The organism is Mesorhizobium sp. Mes31 (assembly GCF_024519675.1).
GTDB lineage: Bacteria > Pseudomonadota > Alphaproteobacteria > Rhizobiales > Rhizobiaceae > Mesorhizobium.
Genome location: NZ_JALJRL010000013.1, coordinates 47457 through 73573, shown reverse-complemented (window position 1 = coordinate 73573; position 26117 = coordinate 47457). Strand labels below are relative to the sequence as shown.

At 63.2% G+C, this 26117-nt stretch carries 22 protein-coding genes; 11 read left to right on the top strand and 11 right to left on the bottom strand.

Features of this window, described 5'->3' with window-relative positions; all coding sequences use genetic code 11:
* Positions 1-28 precede the first annotated feature (28 nt).
* The 5 genes from NR193_RS21870 to tpiA all read right to left on the bottom strand — a co-directional run bounded on the left by NR193_RS21870 (position 29) and on the right by tpiA (position 5105).
* Complete coding sequence (locus NR193_RS21870) at positions 29-568, bottom strand: DUF1697 domain-containing protein (protein WP_256752834.1); 540 nt, start codon at positions 566-568, stop codon at positions 29-31.
* Positions 569-593: 25 nt separating this feature from the next.
* On the bottom strand, positions 594-2231 hold the full coding sequence (locus tag NR193_RS21865) for a CTP synthase (protein ID WP_091574623.1): 1638 nt from the start codon (positions 2229-2231) through the stop codon (positions 594-596).
* A gap of 138 nt (positions 2232-2369) precedes the next feature.
* Positions 2370-3491 (bottom strand): L,D-transpeptidase, encoded by a 1122-nt coding sequence (locus NR193_RS21860; protein WP_256752833.1) that lies wholly within the window; start codon positions 3489-3491, stop codon positions 2370-2372.
* A 211-nt stretch (positions 3492-3702) separates the two neighbouring features.
* Complete coding sequence (secG, locus tag NR193_RS21855; RefSeq protein ID WP_256752832.1) at positions 3703-4167, bottom strand: preprotein translocase subunit SecG; 465 nt, start codon at positions 4165-4167, stop codon at positions 3703-3705.
* Between the two features lie 170 nt (positions 4168-4337).
* Entirely contained in the window at positions 4338-5105 is a 768-nt protein-coding gene (gene tpiA, locus NR193_RS21850) for a triose-phosphate isomerase (RefSeq protein ID WP_256752831.1), read from the bottom strand.
* 145 nt (positions 5106-5250) lie between these two features.
* On the opposite strand from tpiA, the gene NR193_RS21845 reads away from it, so the two are divergent.
* The 5 genes from NR193_RS21845 (at position 5251) to glp (ending at position 10756) form a co-directional block, all read left to right on the top strand.
* Positions 5251-7143, top strand: a complete 1893-nt coding sequence (locus NR193_RS21845; RefSeq protein ID WP_256752830.1) for a SurA N-terminal domain-containing protein — start codon at positions 5251-5253, stop codon at positions 7141-7143.
* Positions 7140-8150: an anthranilate phosphoribosyltransferase gene (gene trpD / locus NR193_RS21840; RefSeq protein WP_256752829.1), complete on the top strand. Its 1011-nt coding sequence runs from the start codon at positions 7140-7142 to the stop codon at positions 8148-8150. Before NR193_RS21845 ends, trpD begins: the two co-directional genes overlap by 4 nt.
* Positions 8151-8153: 3 nt before the next feature.
* A complete protein-coding gene (gene trpC, locus NR193_RS21835) occupies positions 8154-9002 on the top strand; it encodes an indole-3-glycerol phosphate synthase TrpC (protein WP_256752828.1) in 849 nt (282 codons plus the stop codon).
* A gap of 66 nt (positions 9003-9068) precedes the next feature.
* The gene (moaC, locus tag NR193_RS21830; protein WP_256752931.1) at positions 9069-9551 is read left to right on the top strand and encodes a cyclic pyranopterin monophosphate synthase MoaC; all 483 of its coding nucleotides are present in this window, start codon (positions 9069-9071) and stop codon (positions 9549-9551) included.
* Positions 9551-10756: a gephyrin-like molybdotransferase Glp gene (gene glp / locus NR193_RS21825; RefSeq protein WP_256752827.1), complete on the top strand. Its 1206-nt coding sequence runs from the start codon at positions 9551-9553 to the stop codon at positions 10754-10756. Before moaC ends, glp begins: the two co-directional genes overlap by 1 nt.
* A 47-nt stretch (positions 10757-10803) precedes the next feature.
* Here glp and NR193_RS21820 read toward each other — a convergent pair whose 3' ends face one another.
* Positions 10804-11634: an alpha/beta hydrolase gene (locus NR193_RS21820; protein ID WP_256752826.1), complete on the bottom strand. Its 831-nt coding sequence runs from the start codon at positions 11632-11634 to the stop codon at positions 10804-10806.
* 316 nt (positions 11635-11950) lie between these two features.
* Between NR193_RS21820 and NR193_RS21815 the strand changes: the two genes are divergently transcribed.
* Together NR193_RS21815 and kynA are read left to right on the top strand one after the other, a co-directional pair.
* Entirely contained in the window at positions 11951-13576 is a 1626-nt protein-coding gene (locus tag NR193_RS21815; protein ID WP_256752825.1) for an AMP-binding protein, read from the top strand.
* A 35-nt stretch (positions 13577-13611) separates the two neighbouring features.
* Positions 13612-14409 carry a tryptophan 2,3-dioxygenase gene (kynA, locus tag NR193_RS21810; RefSeq protein WP_256752824.1) on the top strand — a complete coding sequence of 266 codons (798 nt, stop codon included), beginning with the start codon at positions 13612-13614 and terminating at the stop codon, positions 14407-14409.
* 4 nt (positions 14410-14413) lie between these two features.
* Here kynA and kynU read toward each other — a convergent pair whose 3' ends face one another.
* Positions 14414-15661, bottom strand: coding sequence for a kynureninase (gene kynU, locus NR193_RS21805; RefSeq protein WP_256752823.1), 1248 nt, complete (start codon positions 15659-15661; stop codon positions 14414-14416).
* 160 nt (positions 15662-15821) lie between these two features.
* On the opposite strand from kynU, the gene NR193_RS21800 reads away from it, so the two are divergent.
* Together NR193_RS21800 and lexA are read left to right on the top strand one after the other, a co-directional pair.
* Entirely contained in the window at positions 15822-16559 is a 738-nt protein-coding gene (locus NR193_RS21800; protein ID WP_256752822.1) for a GntR family transcriptional regulator, read from the top strand.
* Positions 16560-16939: 380 nt separating this feature from the next.
* Positions 16940-17680, top strand: a complete 741-nt coding sequence (gene lexA / locus NR193_RS21795; protein ID WP_256752821.1) for a transcriptional repressor LexA — start codon at positions 16940-16942, stop codon at positions 17678-17680.
* Here lexA and NR193_RS21790 read toward each other — a convergent pair.
* Positions 17674-20136, bottom strand: coding sequence for a ComEC/Rec2 family competence protein (locus NR193_RS21790; protein WP_256752820.1), 2463 nt, complete (start codon positions 20134-20136; stop codon positions 17674-17676). The two genes, lexA and NR193_RS21790, sit on opposite strands and share 7 nt — an antisense overlap.
* Before the next feature lie 101 nt (positions 20137-20237).
* On the opposite strand from NR193_RS21790, the gene gltX reads away from it, so the two are divergent.
* Both gltX and gltA read left to right on the top strand, forming a co-directional pair.
* A complete protein-coding gene (gene gltX, locus NR193_RS21785; RefSeq protein WP_256752819.1) occupies positions 20238-21662 on the top strand; it encodes a glutamate--tRNA ligase in 1425 nt (474 codons plus the stop codon).
* A 183-nt stretch (positions 21663-21845) separates the two neighbouring features.
* Complete coding sequence (gltA, locus tag NR193_RS21780; RefSeq protein ID WP_256752818.1) at positions 21846-23174, top strand: citrate synthase; 1329 nt, start codon at positions 21846-21848, stop codon at positions 23172-23174.
* 43 nt (positions 23175-23217) lie between these two features.
* On the opposite strand, the gene lpxB is transcribed toward gltA, so the two are convergent.
* From lpxB to lpxA, 3 genes are read right to left on the bottom strand one after another with little or no spacing between them, the layout of a single operon-like run.
* Entirely contained in the window at positions 23218-24396 is a 1179-nt protein-coding gene (gene lpxB, locus NR193_RS21775) for a lipid-A-disaccharide synthase (RefSeq protein WP_256752817.1), read from the bottom strand.
* Positions 24386-25288, bottom strand: a complete 903-nt coding sequence (locus NR193_RS21770) for an LpxI family protein (RefSeq protein ID WP_256752816.1) — start codon at positions 25286-25288, stop codon at positions 24386-24388. Before NR193_RS21770 ends, lpxB begins: the two co-directional genes overlap by 11 nt.
* Positions 25275-26108 (bottom strand): acyl-ACP--UDP-N-acetylglucosamine O-acyltransferase, encoded by an 834-nt coding sequence (gene lpxA, locus NR193_RS21765; protein WP_091575605.1) that lies wholly within the window; start codon positions 26106-26108, stop codon positions 25275-25277. The genes NR193_RS21770 and lpxA overlap by 14 nt, the downstream gene beginning before the upstream one ends.
* Between the last annotated feature and the right edge of the window lie 9 nt (positions 26109-26117).

Below are 26117 nucleotides of genomic sequence, written 5' to 3'. Positions count from 1 at the left end.
ATCATAAGGGGCGGCGCAATGCCGCCCCTTATGCGCCAACCATCTCGGCAAGTTTGCGCACAGTGTTCCAGTTGCGCGAGGTGCCGATGCCCAGGCGCTTGTGGCTTGTCGCCGTCAGAAGCCGTGAATTGGGCGTGGCGCGAGAGAAGAAAATCCAGATGTCGCCGCCGACGGCCTGCATCTTTTCATCCACGCCGACATAGGATCTGAGCGTGGCGATGGCTTCGTCGGGCACTGGCTGCCGCATCACCCGCACCGCCACCTGATCCGCCGCGGCGGCCGATTCGGCCACGAACGGATTGCCGGTCGCAAGCCTCAGCCAATCGGCCGCGCCGCGTACGATGATGTCGACATGGCGGCCGAAGGCACTCTCGAAGGCTGCTTCCAGCCGCTCCTCAAGGCCGGCGATTTCCGTCACCGGTGCTTCGAAGACCAGATTGCCCGTCGCCACCAGCGTGCGGACATTCTTCAGGCCAAGGCCTTCCGCCATCGCCTTGAGGTTGGACATGACAACCCGGCGCCCCTCGCCGAGGATGATGCTGTAGAGAAGCGCGACATAGGTCTGCATGAAGCGCGGTCCCGCCTGGCGGTGCCTATACCAGGCGCGATTGCTCGACCGCCGCCTCGATGAAGCTGGCGAACAGCGGATGCGGATCGAGCGGCCGGCTTTTCAGTTCCGGGTGATACTGCACGCCGATGAACCAGGGATGATCGGGATATTCGACCGTTTCCGGCAGCACGCCGTCGGGCGACATGCCGGCAAACACCAGACCGCAATCCTCGAGCCGCTCCTTGTAGTCGATATTGACCTCGTAACGATGGCGATGGCGCTCGGAAATCTGCGTATCGCCATAGATATCGGCGATCTTGGACCCCTTGGCGAGCTCAGCCTGGTAGGCGCCGAGCCGCATCGTGCCGCCGAGATCTCCGGTTTCCCGACGTTTCTCCAGCATGTTGCCCTTCAGCCATTCGGTCATCAACCCGACGACCGGCTCCTTCGTCGGGCCGAACTCGGTCGACGAGGCATGTTCGACACCGGCCAGAGAACGCGCCGCCTCGATGCAGGCCATCTGCATGCCGAAGCAGATGCCGAAATACGGCACCTTGCGCTCGCGCGCGAATTTCGCCGCCAGGATCTTGCCTTCGGAGCCGCGCTCGCCAAAACCGCCGGGAACCAGGATGCCATGCACCTTTTCCAGCCACGGCGCCGGATCTTCCTTTTCGAAGATCTCTGATTCGATCCAGTCGAGCTTGACCTTGACGTGGTTGGCCAAGCCGCCATGCGAGAGTGCCTCGATCAGCGATTTATAGGCGTCCTTGAGGCCGGTATATTTGCCGACCACGGCGATGGTGACCTCGCCTTCCGGATTGTGGATGCGGTTGGACACTGCCTGCCAGGGCTCCATGCGCGGCTTCGGCGCCGGGTCGATGCCGAAGGCGGCGAGCACTTCCGAATCGAGCCCCTCCTTGTGATAGGCCATGGGCACGTCATAGATGTGCGGCACGTCGAGCGCCTGGATCACGGCGCTTTCGCGCACATTGCAGAACAGCGACAGCTTGCGGCGCTCTTCCTTGGGAATGGCGCGGTCGGCGCGGACCAGCAGGATGTCGGGCGCGATGCCGATGCCGCGCAGTTCCTTGACCGAATGCTGGGTCGGCTTGGTCTTAAGTTCACCCGCCGTCGGGATGTAGGGCATCAGTGTCAGATGCACGTAGACGGCGTTGTTGCGCGGCAGGTCGTTGCCGAGCTGGCGGATCGCCTCGAGGAACGGCATCGCCTCGATGTCGCCGACCGTGCCGCCGATCTCGCAGAGCACGAAATCATAGTCGTCATTGCCGTTGAGGACGAAATTCTTGATCTCGTCGGTAACGTGCGGAATGACCTGCACGGTTGCGCCGAGATAATCGCCGCGCCGTTCGCGCTCGATGATGTTCTTGTAGATGCGGCCGGTGGTGATGTTGTCCTGTTGATTGGCGGAGCGGCCCGTGAAGCGCTCGTAGTGGCCAAGATCGAGATCGGTCTCGGCGCCGTCATCGGTGACGAACACCTCGCCGTGCTGGTAAGGCGACATCGTGCCCGGATCGACATTGAGATAGGGATCGAGTTTTTTGATGCGTGCGCGATAGCCCCGCGCCTGCAAGAGAGCCCCAAGGGCCGCTGCGGCAATGCCTTTTCCAAGTGAGGAAACCACGCCGCCTGTGATGAATACATATCGCGCCATGGGAGTCATCGCTTAACGCGGCCGGATTGATTCCGCCAGAGAAAAAACCACCGCGAAGGTTTTTTCCCAAGAAGGCGCCGAAGTGGTGGGCGAGGCAAAACAAAAGGGCCGGCAAGGCCGGCCCTTTCGGCATGATGGATGCAGGCGTCAGATGATGACGACCTTGGTGCCGACCTTGACGCGGCTGTAGAGGTCCATGACGTGCTCGTTGATCATGCGGAAGCAGCCGTTCGAGGCGCTGGTTCCGATCGACTGCGGCGCAATGGTGCCGTGGATGCGCAAATGCGTGTCCTTCTTGCCGTCGTAGAGATAGATGGCGCGCGCACCAAGCGGGTTTTGACCACCGCCAGGCATGCCATCCTTGTACTGGGCGTAGTGCTTCGGCTCGCGCTTCTGCATGTCCAGGGTCGGGATCCAGCGCGGCCATTCCTGCTTGTCGCCGACCGCGACCGTACCCTTGAACTGCAGGCCTTCACGGCCGACCGCAATGGCGTAGCGGCGAGCCGTCGAAGATGATTCGACGAGATAGAGGCGCCGCGCACTGGTGTCGATGACGATGGTGCCGGCATCATAGCCGGTGAATTCCACGTCCTGCGGCACGAATTCCGGCTTTACCTTGAACTGCTTCTTGGCTTCCCTCTTGGCGAGAGCCTGGTCGAGAGCACGTGTCTCGGGAAGCAGGGACATCGAGGAGGAGGACGTGCCGCCGAAGAGGCCGGCGAACAGGCCGCCGCTCGGCTGCTTCTGGCCGACGACCTCGCTGCGCAGTTCGCCATTGTTGCCGGTCAAAGCGACATTCATCGCCTCGGCCGGTAGAGGCTCGGCCGACTGGATTGGCGCGATCGGCTCAATTGGCTCGATGACCTTGGCGGTCTTCTTGGCTGGTTTGGCGTCAGCCACCTCGGTTGCAGCGTCTCTCTGGCCCTTCTTGGCCAGGAATGCCTGCCGTTCCGCGTCGGCCTTGGCCTTCGCCGCTTCGCGCATCGCCAGCTTCCTGGCTTCGAGCGCCTTGGCCTTGGCGTCTTCCTTGTCGGCAACGATCTTGGCCTCGATCTTCTTGATCTGGGCGAGATCGTCCGGTGTCGGGTTTTTCTTCTTCTTGAGAAGCCTCAACTGCGCCGCATCACTTTTGGTGGATGCGACAGGGATTGCATCGGTTTTGTCAACCGACTGATGTGCGGCCATATTTGCCGGCATGCCGGCGAAGGCCGGGGAGCTGATGCCGAGTGCGGCGCAAAGTCCCAGGAAAATGAAGCTGCGAAGCTGCATGGCGAAGATCCGATCGTTCAATGCTTGTTGCCCACGGCGTCGCCCGGCGCCCCCCAAGGACGCCGAAAATGCCGCGTGCAATCTATAGTCGAATAAGCGCTGACGCCTCAAGCGCGAGGCCGCGCCGCAGCCGCTCGAATCTTCGTGATCGTGCTGCATTTGCCGCGACTGTGTTCAAACGACAACAGGCCGCGGCAGCAAACGTCGAAGGTTACTGGTTCGGAACCTGCGGGGTCGCCGGTGCTGCGGGAGTGGTGCCGTTGGCCGCAGGCGGCGTCGAACCGGCGGCAGGCGCCGTGGCCGGAGGCGTCGTGGCCGCGTCGTTGCCGGACGGCGGCGTCGGCTTGGCGTTGCCAGCGGGCGCCGGAGTGGTCGTGCCAGGCAGTTGGTTGAGCACGCCCTTGCCAGCGCCGTCCGAGGTCGCCGGCACGCGGTCGAGGATGTCGATCGGCTTCTCGCCGTAACGGGCGACGATCGACAGTGTCAGCGACGTGGCGAAGAAAGCCGCCGCCAGGATCGCCGTCGCGCGCGTCAGCGCGTTGGCCGCACCACGCGCGGTCATGAAGCCCGAGCCGCCACCGATGCCAAGGCCGCCGCCTTCGGAGCGCTGCAGCAGCACCACGCCGACAAGGGCGAGCACGACCATGAGATGGATGACGATCAGTACGGTTTCCATAGTTTATCCTGGCAAGGCCTTGCCCGGCCGCGGACACGACCGGTGAATTGGAGGCGGCTCAATACAATGCTTTGATGGCATTTCCAAGCCCGTGGCCGGAATATGGGAAGCAACACCTGCTTTGCAACGATTTCCAGCGCCGTCGGCCCCGTCCGGCGCGGCCGGTATCCTTACGAGATGTTGCGATAGGCCTCGGCAATGCCGAGGAAATCCGCTGCCTTCAAGCTGGCGCCGCCGACCAGCGCGCCGTCGACATTCCTGACGCCGAGCAGTTCGACCGCATTGGACGGCTTGACCGAGCCGCCGTAGAGAATGCGCATCTTCGCCGCGACGCTGCCAAGCTTCTCCGACAGCTTTTCGCGGATATGTTCATGCGCTTCGGCCACATCGGTGGCGGTCGGCGTCAGGCCGGTGCCGATCGCCCACACCGGCTCGTAGGCGATGATGGTGTTGGACGGGGTGGCGCTCGGCGGCACCGAGCCGGCGACCTGCCGCGACAGCACGTCGAGCGTGGCGCCGGCTTCGCGCTGTTGCTGCGTCTCGCCGATGCAGATGATGGCCACAAGCCCGGCACGCCAAGCGGCGGAAGCCTTGGCCTGGACCGTGGCGTCATCCTCGCCCCGCTGCTCGCGGCACTCGGAATGGCCGACGATGACATGGGTCGCGCCGGCATCCTTCAGCATTTCGGCCGAAATACAGCCGGTATAGGCGCCGCTTTCGTTTGTGTGACAATCCTCACCGCCAGCATGGACCGGGGTGCGCGACAGGATCTCGGCAGCGTGGGCAAGCAGGGTCGCCGGAACGCAGACCAGCGCTTCGGTTTCCGCATCAAGCCCGCTCATGAAACCGTTGCCGATCATCCTGAGCTCGTTGAGCGAGGCGCTGGTGCCGTTCATTTTCCAGTTGCCGGCGACGAGCGGGCGAATTCCTGGCGTCATGGGTTTGCTTCTCCGGGCGATATTCGGCTCTGGCCCTCACTACCAAAATCAGGCCACAAAGCAATCGACAGTGGACCTGAAGGGCGCTATTGCGCTTGTTTCAGACTCGGCGCCTGCGAAAAGTGCGCACAAATCGGAAGTAACGATGCTTGGTTTATTGAGAAACGCGGCGGGCACCTGGGTCGCGAAAGGTCTGCTGGTGTTGCTGGTGCTCAGCTTTTTGGTCTGGGGCATTTCCGGACGGCTGATGGGCGGCTTCGCCGGCCACGATTCGGTGATAACCGCCGGCGGCACCAAGGTGTCGATCAACGAATATCGCCTCGCCTATGATCGCCAGCTCAGCGTCATGTCGCAGCAGTTCGGCCAACGTCTCACCCACGAACAGGCAAAGGCGCTTGGCGTCGACAATCAAGTGCTGGCACAGCTCGTTTCAGGTGCCGTTCTCGACGAACAGGCGCGCAAGCTGGGCCTCGGCCTGTCCAAGGACCGGCTGGCCGAGCTGACGCGCGAGGACCCGGCGTTCAAGGGGCCTGGCGGCCAGTTCGACAAGAAGACGTTCGAATACATGCTGCGCCAGATCGGCATGCGGCCTGAGGATTATCTGAAGAACCGTGCCCAGGTCGCGGTGCGCCAGCAGATCGTCGAGGCGGTCTCGGATGGCCTCAAGGCGCCGGACACCTTCTTCAAGGCGGTTGCGCTCTATCGCGGCGAAGATCGCACCGTCGACTACCTGACCTTGCCGAAGACGCTGGTCGAGCCGATCGAGGCGCCGAGCGACAGCGTGCTGTCGGCTTATTTCGAGGCCAACAAGAAAACCTACGCCGCACCCGAATACCGCAAATTCTCCTATGTCCGGCTCGAACCGGCTGACATCATGGATACGACCGCCGTCACCGACCAACAGGTCAGCGACGACTACAACAAGAACAAGGCGCGCTACACCACGCCGGAGTTGCGCACCATCGAGCAGCTTGTGTTCAAGACGCCGGATGCCGCAAAGGCCGCGCTCGATTCGCTCAAGGCCGGTGCAACGTTCGACAAGCTCGTCGCGGCTGAAGGCAAGACCCAGGCCGACACGCTGCTCGGTACGCTCGCCAAGGACAAGATCGCCGACAAGGCAGTCGCCGACGCGGCCTTCGCGCTCAACGCCAATGAAGTCAGCCCCGTGGTTCAGGGCACCTTTGGCCCGGTGCTGCTGCGCGTCACCGAGATCAAACCCGAAGTGGTCAAGCCGCTGGCTGAAGTGTCCGACCAGATCCGCAAGGACCTGGCGCTCGGTGAGGCAAGCCGCATCCTTCTGGATGTGCATGACAATTATGAGGACACCCGCGCCTCGGGCAGTTCATTGGCCGACGCCGCCGCCAAGCTGAAGCTCAAGGACGTCACCATCGACGCCATCGATCGCAGTGGTCTCAGGCCGGACGGCTCCATCGTCAAGGACCTGCCGGAATCACCGGAGCTGATCAAGGCCGTCTTCGACGCGGAACCCAACACTGAAAACGACGCTCTGACCACGGCGGACAACGGCTTCATCTTCTATGAGGTCAGTTCGATCACGCCGGCTCGCGACCGGACGCTGGACGAGGTTCGCCAGAAAGTCGCCGCCGACTGGACGGCGGCCGAAACGACCAAGCGGCTCGCCGCCAAGGCAGGCGAACTCGAAAAGCGGCTCAAGGCCGGCGCTACGCTCGACGTCATCGCCAGCGAGCTCAAGCTGGAAAAGCAGACCAAGCGCGGTCTGAAGCGCGAAGCCGACGATGCCGACTTCGGCAAGGAGGGCGCCGCGGTCATGTTCGGCGTCGGTGAAGGCGGTACCGGGTTGATCCCCTCGCCCACTGGCGATGGACAGATCCTGTTCAAGGTCGCCGAAGTGTTCGAGCCCGCGGGCGCCGAGGCCAGCTCGGTGCCGGAGGACGCGCAGAAGTCCTTTACCTCCGGCATGTCGGACGATCTGCTCGACCAGTTGGTGGCGCAGTTGCAGACGCAGTACGACGTTCGCATCGATCAGGCCGCCGTTGCCCAAGCCTCGACAAGATGAGCGCGCTGAAAACCCATATCGCCAAGGTTGCGGGCGGGACCGCCCTTTCCTTTGAGGAAGCGCGCGAGGCGTTCGACATCATCATGTCGGGTGACGCGACCCCTGGCCAGATCGGCGGCTTCCTGATGGCGTTGCGCGTGCGTGGCGAGACGGTGAGCGAGATTTCCGGCGCCGTCGCCACCATGCGCGCCAAGATGCTTCGCGTCGACGCGCCCGCTGGCGCCATCGATATCGTCGGCACCGGCGGTGACAATTCGCACAGCGTCAACATTTCGACCGGATCGGCCTTCGTCATCGCCGGCAGCGGCGTCCCGGTCGCCAAGCACGGCAATCGCGGCCTCTCCTCGCTGACTGGTGCTGCCGATGTCCTGACCGCGCTCGGGGTCAAGATCGACATCCCGCCGGAGACGATCGGCCGCTGCATCCACGAGGCCGGCGTCGGTTTCATGTTCGCGCCGGCGCACCATCCGGCGATGAAGCATGTCGGCCCGATCCGTGGCGAGCTCGGCACACGCACCATCTTCAACCTGCTCGGCCCGCTGTCCAATCCAGCCGGCGTCGTCAGGCAGATGGTCGGCGTGTTCCTGCCGGAATGGATCATGCCGGTCGCAGAGACATTGAAGGCGCTGGGCACCGAACATGCCTGGGTCGTTCATGGCGACGGCTATGACGAAATCACCACCACCGGCGAGACGCAGGTGGCGGAACTGATCGGCGGCGAGATCCGCGGCTTCACGCTGACGCCTGAAGCCGTTGGGCTGGCGCGTCACACCAAGGATGAGTTGCGCGGCGGCAACGCGGCCTACAACGCCAAGGCTTTGCGCGATATGCTCGGCGGCGCTGCTGGCGCCTATCGCGACACCGTGTTGATGAATGCCGGCGCCGGACTTGTGGTGGCGGGCAAGGCGACGACCCTTGTTGACGGCATAGCGGCGGCGGCGCAGGCCATAGACAGCGGCCGGGCGCTGCAGGTGCTCGACAGGCTGATCGAGATTTCGAACGGATAGAGCTTGTCTGACATTCTTCGCAAGATCGAGGCCTACAAGCGCGACGAGATCGCGGCGGCAAAGGCACGTGTGCCGCTGGCCGAGATCAAGGCACGCGCAAGAGACGCCGACGCACCACGCGGATTTCTTGCCGCGCTCGAGGCGAAGCGCAAGTCAGGCAGCTTCGCTCTGATCGCCGAGATCAAGAAGGCGAGCCCTTCCAAGGGCCTGATCCGTGCGGATTTCGACCCGCCGGCACTGGCGCAGGCCTATGCGAAAGGCGGCGCCGCCTGTCTTTCGGTGCTGACCGACGCGCCGTCCTTCCAGGGCTCGCCCGAATTTCTCACCAAAGCGCGCGCCGCCGTCGCCCTGCCCGCGCTGCGCAAGGATTTTCTGTTCGATCACTACCAGGTCTATGAAGCCCGTGCGTGGGGCGCGGACGCCATCCTGATCATCATGGCCAGCGTCGACGACGCCCTGGCGAGCGACCTCGAATCGACGGCGTTCGATCTCGGCATGGACGCGCTGGTCGAAGTCCATGACGAGGCCGAAACACAGCGCGCACTGAAGCTGTCGTCGCGGCTGATCGGCATCAACAACCGCAATCTGAGAACGTTCGAGACCAGCCTCGATACCTCCGAGCGGCTGGCGTCGATGGTCCCGGCCGACCGTTTGCTGGTCAGCGAGAGCGGTATCTTCACACATGACGATTGCCTGAGACTGCAGAAGAGCGACATCGCTACCTTCCTTGTCGGCGAAAGCCTGATGCGGCAACAGGACGTCACTGCGGCGACGCACATGCTCCTGACGGGCAAGGCGCCGGATGCATCGGCCCGAAAATCGGAATCGATTTTCGGAGAGCACGATGCATAGATTCAAAGTGATAGAGCGTACTTTGTGCGTCCGAATGGACGCACGTCGCTCTATGGCGATCTGACGATGGCGGCCGCCCTCACCCATCTTGGCGCGCAGGGCGAGGCCAACATGGTCGATGTCGGCGACAAGGCGGAGACGACGCGCACGGCGATCGCCGAGGGTTTTGTCTCGATGCAGCCAGGGACGCTGGCAATGATCCTCGCGGGCGACGCCAAGAAGGGCGATGTGCTCGGCACCGCGCGCATCGCCGGCATCATGGCTGCCAAGAAGACGCATGAGCTGATCCCGCTCTGCCATCCGCTGCTGCTGACCAAGGTCTCCGTCGACATCGAGCCGGACCAAGCTTTGCCGGGTCTGAAGGTTACCGCGCTGGCGCGTGTCACCGGCAAGACGGGCGTCGAGATGGAAGCATTGACCGCCGCTTCGGTTGCCTGCCTGACCATCTACGACATGGCCAAGGCGGTGGACCGCGCCATGGTCATCTCCGCCATCCGGCTGGTTGAAAAGACCGGCGGCAAGTCGGGCGACTACAAGGCAGGCGCCTGATGGCGCTGGTTCCGGTCGCCGACGCGCTCGAGCGCCTGCTGGACGGTGCCGTGCCGCTGGCAAGCGAAAGCGTTCCACTTTTCGATGCCGTGGATCGCGTGCTGGCGGAACCGGTTGTCGCGCTGCGCACCCAGCCGCCTTTCAATGCCTCGGCCATGGACGGCTATGCGGTCCGTGCGGCCGATGTGGCGTCGGTGCCGGCGCGGCTTTCCGTGATTGGCATGGCACCGGCCGGGCGCGGTTTTGACGGCACTGTCGGCAAGGCGCAGGCTGTGCGCATCTTCACCGGCGCGCCGCTGCCTGACGGCGCCGACACGATCGTTATCCAGGAGAATGTCAGGGATATTGGTGGCGGCGATATCGAAGTGATCGAGCCCACCGCCGAGGGGCGCAACATCCGCCGCATCGGCCTCGACTTCTCCAAGGGCGACATCCTGCTTGAAAAAGGCCGCTTGCTCGATCCGGCGGCGCTGTCGCTGGCGGCATCGGCCAACCATCCCCGAGTGAGCGTGGTGCGACGACCGCTGGTCGCCATCATAGCCACCGGCGACGAACTGTTGCCGCCCGGCAGCGAACTCGGGCCGGACCAGATCATATCGTCCAATGCCTATGGCGTCGCCGCCACCGCGCAATCGGTGGGCGCCCGCGCGCTCGATCTTGGTATTGCAGCCGACCGCAAGGAGGCCATCGCCGCGTTGGTCAAGAAGGCGGTCGCGGCTGGTGCGGATGTCATCGTCACCCTTGGCGGCGCCTCGGTCGGCGACCACGACCTGATCCATGACGTGCTGACCGGCGAAGGCATGCAGCTCGGTTTCTGGAAGATCGCCATGCGTCCCGGCAAACCGCTGATGTTCGGACGCCTCGGCGAGATCAGGTGCATCGGCCTGCCCGGCAATCCGGTGGCAAGCCTGGTTTGCTCGCAATTGTTCCTCAAGCCGCTGCTGGCGCGGCTTGGCGGCCGCAATCATCGTCAGGACATACGTACGGCGCGACTGGGCGCCGCAATGCCGGCCAATGATCTTCGCCAGGACTATGTGCGGGCCGTGGTCCAGGAAGATGCCGACGTGCTGGTTGCGACGCCGTTCAGCATCCAGGATTCCTCGATGCTGAGAATGCTGGCCGACGCCAACGGGCTGATCGTGCGGCCTCCGTTTACCCCCGCGGCCGCGGCGGGCGAGGCTTGCAGCGTGCTGATGCTACGCTGAATAAATCCAACATAAGCCATTAACAACAATACGAAATGATCTCGGCATTATTCCGAGAGCAAGGTCCGGGTCAGCGGATGAGACGGATCGGCAAGGCCGTCGACAATGCTGTAATGATGCCGATCGGGCTCGACAATGGTACTGGTCGTGGCGCCAAGGCCGGTCCAGATGTTGGCAAGCAACGCGTTCTGGCGCAGGAACTCGGCGCGCTCGCCACCACCGGCCCAGCAGGTGATGCGGACACCGTCCATTGGGCGCAAGAGCGCCGGGCTCTCGGTCACCGCCTCATGTTCGTCGATCGCCAGTGTGGCGTTCATCTCGGTCAGCATGATCGGACGCAGGTCATGGACGCCTGAAATCGACACGACATGGCGCACGCGCCGCGCGACATCGGCCGCCAGAGGCGTGGTTGTCGTCACCATCCGGCTGGCGAGATGTCCACCCGCCGAATGTCCGGTCAACATCAGCGGTCCGCCGACCATTTCTGCCGCCTTGCCGATCGCCGCCCCGATTTCCCCTACGATGCCGGCGATGCGTGTTTCCGGGCACAGCGTGTAGGAGGGCATCGCCACGGCGAAGCCGCTGCTGACCGCGCCATTGGCGAGGTGCGACCAGAAACTCTTGTCGAACGCCATCCAGTAGCCGCCATGGATGAACACCACCAGCCCCTTGGGCGTGGCGCTGGGAAGGAAGAGATCGAGCCGATTGCGCCGTCCATCGCCATAGGCGATGTCGAGCCGTGCCCGGCCCTGTGCCGAAAGTGCATTGCGAAACGCTTGTGCCGGTTCGACCCAGGCTGCCGGCCAGCGGTCGCTGCCGGCGATGTTCGCGCCGTTGGCATAGGCGCCGTCCCAATCGACAATGTGATGCTCGAGCACCGGCATCCTCCCCCAAACGGCATCGTTTTCAGCGCTAGCAATGGCCACCGCAGCGCCTTGCGTCAATGCTTCCACGCAAAACATTTTAGGCTTGAAACAAATTTCGACTGGTGCGATCCTGCCTGACGAACAGCCGACAAAATGGGAGGTCTGCTGTGCGGCCCGAACCCTGCGGATGCTCACCCTGTCCGGGTGGCGTCGAGCGAGGTGCGACTGGCGGCACGAAGCCTCCTCTTAAAAAGCAGGACCTTCAGATCCACCATATCCGGCCAGGCGCCTCGCGCACTGGCCAGGCAGCAGACGGGATAGCGGCGACATGCTTGGGCCTTCAGCGCATATCGATACGTTCACGCGCGATCACCTGCCGCCGCCGGAGCAATGGCCGGACTTCCTGCTCGACGGTTTTGACTATCCAGAACGCCTCAACGCTGGCGTCGAGCTGACCGACAGGCTGGTCGAGAAAGGACTCGGTGACCACACCGCGCTGATCGGCAATGGGCGCCGCCGCACCTACAAGGAACTGTCCGATTGGACGAACAGGCTGGCCCATGCGCTGGTCGAAAATTACGGCGTCAAGCCGGGCAACCGGGTGCTGATCCGTTCGGCCAACAACCCTGCCATGGTGGCTTGCTGGCTGGCTGCCACCAAGGTCGGCGCCGTGGTGGTCAACACCATGCCTATGCTGCGCGCCGGCGAGCTTGCCAAGATCGTCGACAAGGCGGAAATCACCATCGCGCTCTGCGACACCAGGCTGATGGACGAGATGACCGCCTGCGCCAAGGATAGTGCGTTCCTCAAACAGGTCATCGGCTTCGACGGCACCGCCAACCATGACGCCGAACTCGATCGCGCCGCCCTCGACAAGCCGGTTATCTTCACCGCCGTCAGTACTGGCCGCGACGATGTCGCGCTGCTCGGCTTCACTTCGGGCACGACCGGCGTTCCGAAGGCGACGATGCATTTCCACCGCGATCTGTTGATCATCGCCGACGCCTACGCCCGCGAGATCCTCCAGGTGACGCCGGACGACATCTTTGTCGGTTCGCCGCCGCTCGCCTTCACCTTCGGCCTTGGCGGGCTCGCCATCTTCCCGCTGCGCTTCGGCGCGGCGGCAACGCTGCTAGAGCAGGCAACGCCGCCCAACATGATCCACATCATCGAGACCTACAGAGCAACCATCTCCTTCACCGCGCCGACCGCCTACCGCGCCATGCTGAAAGCCATGGATGAGGGCGCCGACCTGTCATCGCTGCGCGTCGCCGTTTCGGCCGGCGAGACGTTGCCGGCTCCGGTTTTCGAAGAATGGACGCGAAAGACCGGCAAACCGATCCTCGACGGCATCGGCGCCACCGAAATGCTGCATATCTTTATCTCCAACCGCTTCGATGACATGAAGCCGGCGTCGACCGGCAAGCCCGTGGGTGGCTACGAGGCGCGCATCGTCGATGAGGAGATGCGCGAGCTGCCGCGCGGCGCGACTGGCAGGTTGGCGGTACGAGGGCCGACCGGTTGCCGCTACATGGCCGATACCAGGCAGAAGGACTATGTGCGCGACGGCTGGAACCTCACCGGCGACACCTTCACCCAGGATGAGGACGGCTTCTTCCATTTCGCCGCACGTTCCGACGACATGATCATCAGCGCCGGCTACAACATTGCCGGACCCGAGGTCGAGGCGGCGTTGCTGTCGCATCCCGATGTCGCCGAATGCGCGGTGATCGGCGCCGAGGATGCCGAACGCGGCCAGATCGTCGAGGCGCATGTCGTGCTGGTGCAAGGCGTGGCGCCTGATGCCTTGACCACCAAGCGCCTGCAGGACCATGTCAAGGCAACGATCGCCCCCTACAAATACCCGCGATCGGTGAAATTCATCGCCGCCTTGCCCAAGACCCAGACCGGCAAGATCCAGCGCTTCCGGCTGCGCACGGAGAAAATCAATTGAGCGAGCCATACGATCCAGCGTCAGAAGGCGCACAGATGTCGTTCAAGGAACGCATGTCCTACAGCGACTATCTGCACCTGGAGAAGGTGCTCGACGCGCAGACGCCGTTGTCGTCCGCGCATGACGAGATGCTGTTCATCATCCAGCACCAGACATCGGAATTGTGGATGAAGCTCGCTCTTCACGAGCTCGGCGCCGCGATCCGCTCCATCCGTGCGGACCGTCTCGAGCCGAGCTTCAAGATGCTGTCGCGCGTCGCCCGCATTTTCGAGCAGTTGAACAATGCCTGGGACGTACTGCGGACGATGACGCCCAGCGAATACACCGAGTTCCGTGACGCGCTCGGCCAGTCCTCGGGCTTCCAGTCCTGGCAGTATCGCGCCATCGAATTCACGGCCGGCAACCGCAACCCGGCCATGCTCGGCCCGCACAAGCACCGGCCGGACCTCAGCCGGAAGCTGGAGGCGATCCTCGCCGAGCCATCGCTCTACGACGAAGCGTTGCTGCTTTTGGCGCGCAACGGATTCGACATCGGCGCCGACGCCAGACGCACGGACTGGCGTGAGACACGCACCGAGAATGAAGAGGTTCTGGTGGCCTGGCAGACCGTCTACCGCGACCCGCAGCGCTACTGGATGTTCTATGAGCTGGCCGAAAAACTGGTCGACTTCGAGGATTATTTCCGCCGCTGGCGCTTCAACCACGTCACGACAGTCGAGCGCATCATCGGCATGAAGCGCGGCACCGGCGGCACGTCGGGCGCGTCCTATCTGAAGAAAATGCTCGAGGTCGTCCTGTTTCCGGAGCTCTGGACGGTTCGCACACGGCTTTGACTTTTCAGGTGACGGCCGTTTTGACCGCGAAGCGGGCATCCTGCCAGGCGCCGGTGCGCAGGATATCCTCCAGCACCTCGACCGCCTGCCAGACATCCCTGTAGCCGACATAGAGCGGTGTGAAGCCGAAGCGGATGGTCGACGGCGCGCGGAAATCGCCGATCACGCCACGCTCGATCAACGCCCGCATCACCTGGTAGCCATGCGGATGAAGGAACGACACCTGGCTGCCACGCTCCTTGCCGTTACGCGGACTTTCGAGTTCGAGGCCGAAGGCGCCGCATCTGGCTTCAACGAGCTGGATGAACAGCTCGGTCAACGCAATGCTTTTCTTGCGCACCGCCGCCATGTCGACCTCGTCCCAGAGGTCCAGCGCGCCCTTGAGCGCCCGCATCGACAATACCGGCTGCGTCCCGCACAGGAAACGGCGGATGCCGACGCCAGCCGCATAGCCCTGTTCGAAAGCGAAAGGCCGCGCATGGCCCCACCAGCCGCTGAGCGGCTGGTGGACATCGCCATGGTGGCGCTTTGCGGCGTAAATGAAGGCAGGCGAGCCCGGGCCGCCATTGAGGTACTTGTAGGTGCAGCCGACAGCGAAATCGGCATTGGCACCGTCGAGCTCGACCGGCAAGGCACCCGCCGTGTGGCAGAGGTCCCAGACGATCAGCGCGCCGGCTTGATGGGCCTTGCGCGTCAGCGCCGCCATGTCGCGCAACTGGCCGGATTTGTAATTGACGTGGTTGACCAGGACGACAGCGACGCGCTCATCGATCAGCTCTTCGATGGTTGGCGCATCGACGCCCTCGAGCTGCAGTACGGTGCCCGGTCGTGTCGATGCCACGCCTTCGGCCATATAGAGGTCGGTTGGAAAGCTGTCGCCCTCGGCGACGATGACCGACCGGTCTGGCCGCATGCCAAGCGCCGCATGAAGCACCTTGTAGATGTTGATCGAGGTCGTATCGCAGACCACCGTCTGGCCAGCCGCGGCGCCGATCAGGCGTCCGAGCTGGTCGCCGAGCGCGACCGGCATGTCGAACCAGCCGGCGGTGTTCCAGGCACGGATGAGATCCTGAGCCCATTCTTGTGTCGCGGCCTTCTGGATCTCGTTGAAGACGGCGGGTGAAGCGGCACCCAGCGAATTGCCGTCGAGATAGATCACCCCTTCCGGCAAGACGAAGCGATTGCGCATGGAGCCAAGCGGGTCAGCGGCATCCATCGCCTCGATTGCTGCGAGATCGGGAGTTGCATTCATGATCGATTGTCCTCCGCGCATAGGCGCGCCCAGATGAACACGACAGGTGAAATCGGCCAGCCGATCATGCGCAGCCGGCGGGACCGTGTCAAACATTATATATAATTTACGACACGGAAGGCTTTCATATATAATCCGAGCGTGCAGTCGTGGATGAGCAATGATGTTGGATGAAGGACACTCGAAGACGGAAGCGGCCTACAGGCTGCTACGTCGCGATATCCTCACGACCCGCCTGAGGCCCGGCGCGCCGCTCAAGCTCAGCACGCTGCGCAATGGCTATGGCATTGGCTGGACACCGTTGCGCGAAGCGCTGTCGCGACTGGAGGCCGAGCGCCTGGTGACTTCCATCAGCAATCGCGGCTTCGCCGTCGCTCCGGTCTCTCGCACCGAACTGGAAGATCTGTCACGCGCCAGGTTGGTGATTGAGCTGCCTCTGCTCCAGGAATCGATCGAGAAAGGCGGCCAAGAATGGGAAGATGCCGTCGTCACGGCCCACTACCGGCTGTCACGCTGCAAGACCGCGGTTGATGACCCTTCCGACGAAGTGGTCGACGAATGGGACGAAAAGCACGAGGCTTTCCACGCGGCGTTGCTCAGCGCGGCAACATCCCCCTGGCTGCTCAACTTCCAGTCCACCATCGCGGATCAATTGCGTCGCCATCACCGCTTCCTGGGCCTGGCGCCAACGTTGCGGGCGGCCACCGGCCTGCTGCATGGCTATGAGGAGGCCATGGAGGCGTTGCGCCAGGCCGTCGCGATCCAACATCACACCGCGCTCATGGAAGCTGCGCTGGATCGTGACATCGAACGCGCGAAAGCGCTGATGACCGCCCATATCGGTTATACGTTGCATGTCTATATCCATGCCGGCGACGACAGCACAAACACGCGGTAAGGTCGGCGAACCAAGGCAAAGCCAGCATTGGCATTTCTCGGGCAAGAGTTGGCGTTTTGGCTTCGTTTCGTTCACGGCGCGTGAACGATCGATGAAAGCGGGAAAGCCGCTTTTCGATGCCTGTCGGCGGCTGATGCCAAGCCTCGGCGCAGGCTGGTCCACAGGCCGTTAACCATAACAATTTCAACGCGTGCCAGTGCACGGCGGCGGCGGGCGGCCGGGGATCACGGCCCGCTGCGGAGCGCCAAATAATTTCAGCCGTCTTAACAAATTCACTAAACTTTAAACGGTTGCGGAACACAACTGGAACAGATAGTGTTTGTTCTGGGTTTGTTTTTCGATTCTGGTTCAAACCTTCGTTCAATGCCTTGGGGGCCGCCATGCTGACGCGCAAGCAACATGAACTGCTGATGTTCATCCATGAACGCCTCAAGGAAAGCGGCATTCCGCCCTCCTTCGACGAGATGAAGGAAGCGCTCGATCTCGCCTCAAAATCCGGAATTCATCGACTGATCACGGCGCTTGAGGAACGCGGCTTTATTCGCCGGCTACCGAACCGGGCGCGCGCTCTGGAAGTGTTGCGGCTGCCGGATTCGATCGCACCCGGCCTCAACGCGGCGCGCAAATTCTCGCCAAGCGTCATCCAGGGCAGCCTCGGTCAAGGCGGCGGCCTTGGCCGGCAGATCAAGCCGGCGTCTTCGCGCATGCCATCGGCCGGCAATGACGACGACGTGGTCTCCGCGGTGTCGATCCCGGTGATGGGTCGCATCGCCGCCGGCGTGCCGATCGACGCCATCCAGCACCAGACACATTCGATCTCCGTGCCGCCGGACATGATCATGGGTGGCGAGCACTATGCGCTGGAGGTCAAGGGCGATTCGATGATCGAGGCTGGCATCTTCGACGGCGATACGGTCATCATCCGCAATGCCGATACCGCAAGTCCGGGCGAGATTATCGTGGCACTGGTGGACGACGAGGAGGCGACGCTGAAGCGGTTTCGCCGCAAGGGTGCCTCGATTGCCCTCGAAGCCGCCAATCCGGCCTATGAAACACGCATTTTCGGACCAGACAGGGTCAAGGTGCAAGGCAAGCTCGTCGGGCTGATCAGGCGCTACTGATCAGGGCTGGTAACCGGCTTTTCAGGTTTGCGATAGGGTGGCAGGCCCCTCGCCTCGCGCGAAAATTTGCGCTGGGTGTGCCAGGGTCGATATGGCCTGTTTACAGCGAAGCTGACCGTTGCCGGCATGATTGCCGATCGGCGGTCGAAGAAGACGGCCGCACTGCCTTTGCGGGCGAGTTGCCGCTTGGTGATGACCAGAACCAGCGGATTGTGACAGGGATCATAGGCTGTCGCGTCATTGATGACGATCAACTCCGCGAAGCCGCAGGCCTTCCATGCATCCTTGCGGTCCTCGACTTGCGCAATGATCGCACCTGAAGGGTGCCTGGCGAGACATACGCCGGCGGTGCAGTAGAAGGGCGCTCCCGGTGGCAGTTCGGCGGAATCGGCGATGTCGAATTGTCCGTCTCCCTCGTCGAACACCTCCGGCACGACGATGGTTTCGGATGCCAGCGCGCGTTTCCAGTTGTCGACGGTGAATTCGTTCGGACGCGCCCGGCTGACCGCGAGTTCGCCGCCGCCGATCGGCAGCGCCACCAGCCTCGCGTCCTCCGAGATCAGCACATCAGGCGCGCGCGTATCCGAGACGGTCAACAGGCTGGCAAGCGCGAATGGCAGTGCCAAGAGCCTCAGCCATGTCGTCGCCATCGTCGCAATGATCAGGGCAATCGCCACCAACAGCACGGATTGCTCTGAAATCAACCCGACGGCATCGATCGGCGAGCGTTCCGAGATCCACGCGGACAAGGCGATCATCGCGGTCAGGCCTTTGCCCATCACATAGAGGAAGGGACCGTCGACGCCGAACGGCATCGCCAGCGCGCTGAGGACGGCGAAAGGCATCACAACCAGCGAGACGATCGGCATGATGGCCAGATTGGCGAACAAGCTGAGCGGCGACACGCGCTGGAAATGCCAGATGGCGAACAGCGCCGTCGCGCTGCCGGCGATGATGGAGGTCATGGCAAGGCCACCCATCGCCAGCAGGAATTTTCGCGTCAGGAAACTGGGCAACGACCGCTTCGGCGGCGGCGGTCTCGTTTTTCCCGCACGGTGATCCGACCAGCCGGCATAGGTACCGACCAGCGCCGCGGTCGCGGCGAACGACATCTGGAAGCTTGGGCCGACCACCTCATGCGGCGACACCACGATGACGGCGATCGCCGAGATCGCCAGATTTCGCATGGTCAGTGCCGCGCGATCGAACAGCACGGCAACCAGCATCACCGCCAGCATGATGAAGCTGCGCTCGGCGGCAACGACGACGCCCGAGATGATGAGATAGGCCGCAATCGAGAAAAGTGCTGCGGCTGCCGCGTATTTCTTGACCGGCCGGCGCGCGGAAAAATCTGGAAACAGAGCGAAGGCGCCGCGCAGCAGACCCATGATGGTGCCGGCGACCAGCGCCATATGCAGTCCGGAAATGGAAATGATGTGATAGATGCCGGTCCGCCGCATCGCTTCGTTGATTTCATCGGGAATGCCGGCGCGCACGCCGACGATCAGCGCGGCGGCGATCTCGCCTTCGGCGCCACCGATGCTGCCCCTGATATGGTCTGCAATGGCTTCGCGGGCATTTTCCACCGCCGAGGAAAGACGGGCGGCCAGCGGCATATCATCGTCATCTGCCGCGACGATCTTTGGATTGCCAAGGAAGAAGCCGCTGCCGCCTATGCCGGAGAAGTAGCTGTCGAAAGAAAAGTCGTAGCTGTTCGGGCGCACCGGGCCGGTCGGCGGCAACAGCTTGGCATAACCCGATATCAGCGAGCCGGCGGTCACTTCGGCCGGTATCTTGCGTGCCGAAAGCCGAACGCGTTCCGGCATATAGCGCAATTTCGGCCGGGCGGTCGACGTCACGTCGATGGTCACCCGGATACGGCCGCTCTCCATCTGGTCGAGCGAGACGACGCGGCCTGTCACTTGCGTCGAGATCTCCGAGCCCAGCATCTGAGTTCCGGCGCGCCACGTCTCGACCTTGCCTGCAAGAAAGCCCAGCGCGCACAACAATGCAGCCATGAAGCACAGATGGGTTTTCGGCCAGGGACGCGAGACAAGCGCACAGAGCCCCGCGAGGGCGACGACCGCGACGAGTTTTGCAAAGTCAGGCTCCATCGCCAGAGAAAAGTAGCCGATCGCTCCGCCAGCCAAGCAGACCGGCACCAGCAGGAAGGCAATGCCTCGGTCAAGTTCGAGGCCCGCCGCCGTGGCCACGCTATGGCGCAGGCGAGGCAGCGAAACCCGACGGAATTGCCGGTGCAGACGCACGATCGCGCCGGCCTCGGCAACCGGAACGGGGGTGGAGACATCCGCCTGTAACGGTTGGTCCCCGGGGCTCGGCACGGGGGGCAATGGCGACCGCAGCGAGGCCGGCGGAGGCGTCGCAAACAGGGACCGTTCGCTGACGCCAATGGCGGCGTCCTCGTCCTGATCCGAGCCCCAGCCTCGTCCAGCCATCGGGTCTGCCCCTTGCGCCCTCGACACCCTATGCTACATGAACGCGCAACGCGCGAAAGTCCGCGCATCCACACCTGCTTCAGCCGTTTCCCGAGAGTTCCATGCCCGACAAGGTCGTCACCCGTTTTGCCCCCTCGCCCACTGGCTTCCTGCACATCGGCGGAGCCCGCACGGCGCTGTTCAACTGGCTGTATGCAAAGCACACCAGCGGCATCATGCTGCTCCGCATCGAGGACACCGACAGGGAGCGTTCGACCGATGCTGCGACGGCGGCCATTCTCGACGGGCTTTCCTGGCTCGGTCTGACCTGGGACGGCGAGCCGGTGTCGCAGTTCGAGCGCGCGCCGCGCCACCGCGAGGTGGCTGAAGAACTCGTGCGCATGGGCAAGGCCTATTACAGCTACGAGACACCTGCCGAGTTGGAGGCGATGCGCGAGGCAGCACGCGCCAAGGGCCTGCCGCCGCGCTACAATGGCCAGTGGCGCGACCGCGCCCCTACCGAGGCGCCTGCAGGCGTCAAGGGCGCAATCCGCATCAAGGCGCCGACCGAAGGCGAGACCGTGGTGCACGACCGCGTGCAGGGCGAGGTGCGCTTTCCCAACAAGGATCTCGACGATTTCATCATCCTGCGCTCGGACGGCAATCCGACCTACATGCACGCCGTCGTCGTCGACGACCACGACATGGGTGTCACGCACATCATCCGTGGCGACGATCACCTGACCAACGCCGCCCGCCAGACCGTCATCTATCGCGCCATGGGCTGGGACGTGCCGTCGATGTCGCACATTCCGCTCATCCACGGCGCCGATGGCGCCAAGCTGTCGAAGCGGCACGGCGCGCTCGGCGTCGAGGCCTATCGCGCCATGGGCTATCTGCCGGAGGCGCTGCTCAATTACCTGGCGCGCCTCGGATGGAGCCATGGTGACGACGAGATCATGTCGATCAAGGACATGATTTCCTGGTTCGACATCGGCGACGTCAACAAGGGCGCGGCCCGCTTCGATTTCGCCAAGCTGGAGGCATTGAACGGTGTCCATATGCGGCGCATGAGCGATGCCGAGCTGTTCGACATCTTCATCGCCACCTTGCCCTACCTCGAGGGTGGCCCGGCCATGGCGGCGCGCCTCGACGACAGGAGCAAAGCCCAGTTGCTGGCAGCACTTCCAGGCTTGAAGGAGCGCGCCAAGACGCTGGTCGAGCTTGTCGATGGCGCCGCCTTCCTGTTTGCCACCCGACCACTGCCGATCGACGACAAGGCGGCACTTTTGCTCAATGACGATGCCCGCAAGATCTTGCACGGCGCCCACGAAGCCTTGAGCGCTGTTTCAGGCGACTGGACGGCCGTGGCGGCGGAGGCAGCGATCCGCGGCTATGCGCAGGCCGGCGGCCATAAGCTCGGTGCCGTGGCCCAGCCCTTGCGCGCCGCGCTGACCGGCAAAAGCACCTCGCCGGGCGTGTTCGACGTGCTTGCGGTGCTGGGGCGCGAGGAAAGTCTGGCGCGCATAGCCGATCAAATCGATTAGCAGCAAACTGGCCCAAGAAGATTGGCATTGAAAGGGGCGTTTCGCAGTGCAACATTAGGCCTTGGCCCAATCTGGCACGCACCTCCTGAAATGCGGTGGCGAATACGCGCATTGTGGTGATTTCGACGTGTCGCCTTGCACAATTTGCCTTTGCCGGCATGAGGAAACAAGAAGGAGTTTGCAATGACCGAAGCTGCGACAAAACTGGAATTTGGCGGCACGACCCAGGAGGCCACTGCAAAGCTCGAATTCGCAGGCAAGACCCATGAGTTCAAGGTGCGAAGTGGCTCGGTCGGGCCCGATGTCATCGACATCGCTTCGCTCTACAGCACCACTGGCGCCTTCACCTACGATCCCGGCTTCACCTCGACCGCGAGCTGCGAGTCCGAAATTACCTTCATCGACGGCGACGCCGGCATCCTCCTGCACCGCGGCTACCCGATCGACCAGCTGGCCGAGCACGGCGATTTCCTCGAGGTCTGCTATCTCCTGCTCTACGGTGAACTGCCGACCAAGGCGCAGAAAGACGATTTCGATTACCGTGTGACGCGCCACACCATGGTGCACGAGCAGATGTCGCGCTTCTTCACCGGCTTCCGCCGCGACGCACACCCGATGGCGGTGATGTGCGGGGTGGTCGGCGCGCTGTCGGCCTTCTACCACGACTCCACCGACATCTCCGATCCCTACCAACGCATGGTGGCGTCGATGCGGCTGATCGCCAAGATGCCGACGATCGCCGCGATGGCTTACAAATACCACATCGGCCAGCCCTTCATTTACCCGAAGAACGAGCTGAATTTCGCCGCCAACTTCCTGCATATGTGCTTTGCCGTGCCGTGCGAGGAGTACAAGATCAACCCGGTGCTGGCGCGTGCCATGGAGCGCATCTTCATCCTGCACGCCGATCACGAGCAGAACGCCTCGACCTCGACCGTTCGTCTCGCCGGTTCGTCGGGCGCCAACCCGTTTGCCTGCATCGCCGCCGGTATCGCTTGCCTGTGGGGGCCCGCCCATGGCGGCGCCAATGAAGCGGCGCTGAACATGCTGGGCGAGATCGGCCATGTCGACCACATCCCGGAGTTCATCGCCCGCGCCAAGGACAAGAACGACCCGTTCCGGCTGATGGGCTTTGGCCACCGCGTCTACAAGAACTACGATCCGCGCGCCAAGATCATGCAGAAAACGGCGCATGAGGTTCTTGGCGAGCTCGGCATCAAGGACGATCCGCTGCTCGACATCGCCATGGAGCTGGAAAAGATCGCGCTGACCGATCCCTATTTCATCGAAAAGAAGCTCTACCCAAATGTCGACTTCTATTCCGGCATCACGTTGAAGGCGCTGGGCTTCCCCACCACCATGTTCACCGTGCTGTTCGCGGTCGCCCGCACCGTCGGCTGGATCGCGCAGTGGAAGGAAATGATCGAGGACCCGCGCCAGAAGATCGGCCGCCCGCGCCAGCTCTACACCGGTGCGCCGGAGCGCGACTACGTGCCAATCGCCAAGCGTTGATCGAGCCCGAAAGCGTTATAAAAAGCGCCCGTCAGGGCGCTTTTTATTTGCTCCGACGAAGTTTGATGTGGCGAAGGACGACATCCGCCGCAATGTCTCCGGAAGGCTTGTCCGTCGCCATGCGCCTCGCAACCTCGCCGAAACCATCCTTTTGCCAGGCGCGATAGGCGGTGTCGGAAAACAACGCCTCGAGCTGCCGCGCCAGATAATGTGGCCGCACATACTGGTTGTAGCTTTCCGGCACCACCGGCCGGTCCGCAATGAGATTGGGCAAGGCGGCGCTCCATACCGTGATCAGGCTCTGGACCATCCGCATGATCGGATCGAACCTGTAGCAGGAGATCATCGGCACCCCCGACAGCGCCAGTTCCAACGACACTGTTCCCGATGCGATCAGCGCCGCGTCGGCCTTGCCGAAGGCCTGCCATTTGCGTTCGGGATCAAGGATGATCTCCGGCTTTTCGTCCCAGCGTGCGACCGAGGTTCTGACCAGATCGGCGACATGCGGCACTGTCGGCAACAGCAGGCGCAAGCTGTGTCCGCGCGCACGCAGGATCGACACTGTCTCGCCGAACGAACCGATAAGCCGATGCACTTCGCCGCGACGCGAGCCGGGAAGCACAAGCAATGTCTTGACGCGATCGCCTGACAGGTCGCGCGGCAGGTCCTGTGCCCTGGCCGCGCCAAGCACGCCTGGATCATGCGTGAGGCGATGCCCGACATAGGTGCCGGGCGGGCCGCCCAAGCGGCTGAGCTCCTTCACCTCGAAGGGCAGGATGCAAAGGATGTGGTCGACATAGGGTTTCATCGCCACCGCCCTGCCCGGCCGCCACGCCCAGACACTCGGACAGACGTAATGGATTATCGGGATCGCCGGATCGGCGGCGCGGACCTTTTTGGCCACGCGCAACGAAAAATCCGGGCTGTCGATGGTGATGAGACAATCGGGCTTTTCACCGGCGACCGCGGTTGCCGTCTGGCTGATCCGCCGCATCAGGCGCGGCAGGTCGCGCAGGATGGCGCTGAGCCCCATCAGCGCGATCTCATTGCCGTCGAACAGCGGCACCAGTCCGAGCGCCTGCAAATGCCGGCCACCAATGCCGACGAGATGAACCTCACGACCAGTCTCGCGCTTGAGCGCCTGAACGATGTCGGCGCCAAGCAGGTCACCGGACTCCTCGCCGGCGACGATGGCGATCTTCAACGGTTTCTCAACTGCCATGCGCCGGCTCCGCAGCAGGCAGGCCGATCACGAACAGACCAAGTGCATTGGCCCGCGCGACAACCGTGGGACCTTCGAGGATCAGGGAACGGCCAGCTTCAACGGCGATTCCCGCCAATCCGGCGGCATGCACCGCCTCGACGGTCTGGGGGCCGATGGACGGCAGGTCGGCTCGCAGTTCCTGACCGGGCTTGGCGCATTTGACCAGGACACCGCGCGTCCTTCCGGCGAGCCGGCCATGGCTACGCAGTTGCTTCGTCCGCTCGAGCAGCCCGTCGGTGCCCTCGATGCCTTCCAGCGCAATGGCTCGGCCACCAACCGCAACCGCCGCCTGGCCGATATCCAGCGCGCCGATGGCCTTTGCCGCCGCATGCGCCGCCTGGATGTCGCGCCAGTCGGATTTTCGCGGTACCGCCTTGGTCAGCGAGCCCTCGGTCGCGACCAGTTCGGGCACGATCTCATGCGCGCCGACAACCTTGATGCCACTGCGTTCGATCCTGCGCACGAACAGTTTAAGCACCGTGTCGTCGCCACGGGATACGCCGACGAGCATGGTGGGCACCCAGGCAAGCAGGCCAAGATTGAGGCGCATGGCGCTCAGCCGGGGGCGGCGTGTGATATGGCCGGCGGTTACCAGATGGGTAACATGATGACGCTTCAGCGTTGGCAGCAGCGAGCCGACATCTTCAAGCTTCATTGTCGTTTGCTCGTAGGCGTCGAAGTCGGAAACACGGTCCACTTCGCCTGCCGCCATGACGACGAACGGGGACTTGCCTTGCCGGGCGAGCGCCCGGGCTATCTCGACCGGCAGGCTGCCACCACCGGCGATGATGCCAACCCTGGCGCCCGGCGAAAGATCAAGACCCGCTGCCGCTATCTCAGTCTTCGTCATCGACATCGTCGCCATCGCCGCCCTTGAGCGACGGCACCGCGTAGTGCCGCTTGCCGCGACTGGTGATGAAATCGATGATCTTCATGGCGGTGGGCGATGAGGCGAACTCCGCCTTGGCGAATTCGATGTTCTCGCCAACGGTTCGGGAACGATCGAAGATCATCCTGTAGGCCTTGCGCAGCAGATGGATTTCGGACCTCGGCAGGCCGGAACGCTTCAAGCCAATGATGTTGAGGCCGCGCAGGCTGGCGCGGTTGCCGACCGCAATGGCATAGGGGATGACATCGCCGACGACCGCCGAGCAGCCACCCAGAAAGGCGTTGTCGCCGATCCGGACAAACTGATGAACGGCGGTCAGGCCGCCAATATAGACATTGTTGCCGACCTCGCAGTGACCGCCAAGCGTCGCCCCATTGGCGAAGGTCGCGTTGTTGCCGACGACGCAGTCATGGGCGATATGGGCGTAGGCAAGAAAATTGCCATTGTCGCCGACCGTCGTCTCGCCACGGCTGGAATCGGTACCGAGATGCATGGTGACGCCTTCGCGGATCGTGCAGTTCTTGCCGATGACCAGGGTGGTGCGGCCGCCCTTGTGCTTGGTGTTCTGTGGCGGCGCGCCCAATGTCGCCATTGGATAGACCTTGGTCGAGGCGCCAATGGTGGTCGCACCCATCACCGAGACATGACTGACCAGTTCGACCCCGTCGCCGATCACCGCATCGGCGCCAACGTGGCAAAACGGTCCTATGCGCACGCCTTGGCCGATTTGAGCGCCTTCCTCCACTACGGAGGAAGCATGGATTGATGTCTTGATTTTCATAAGCATTCG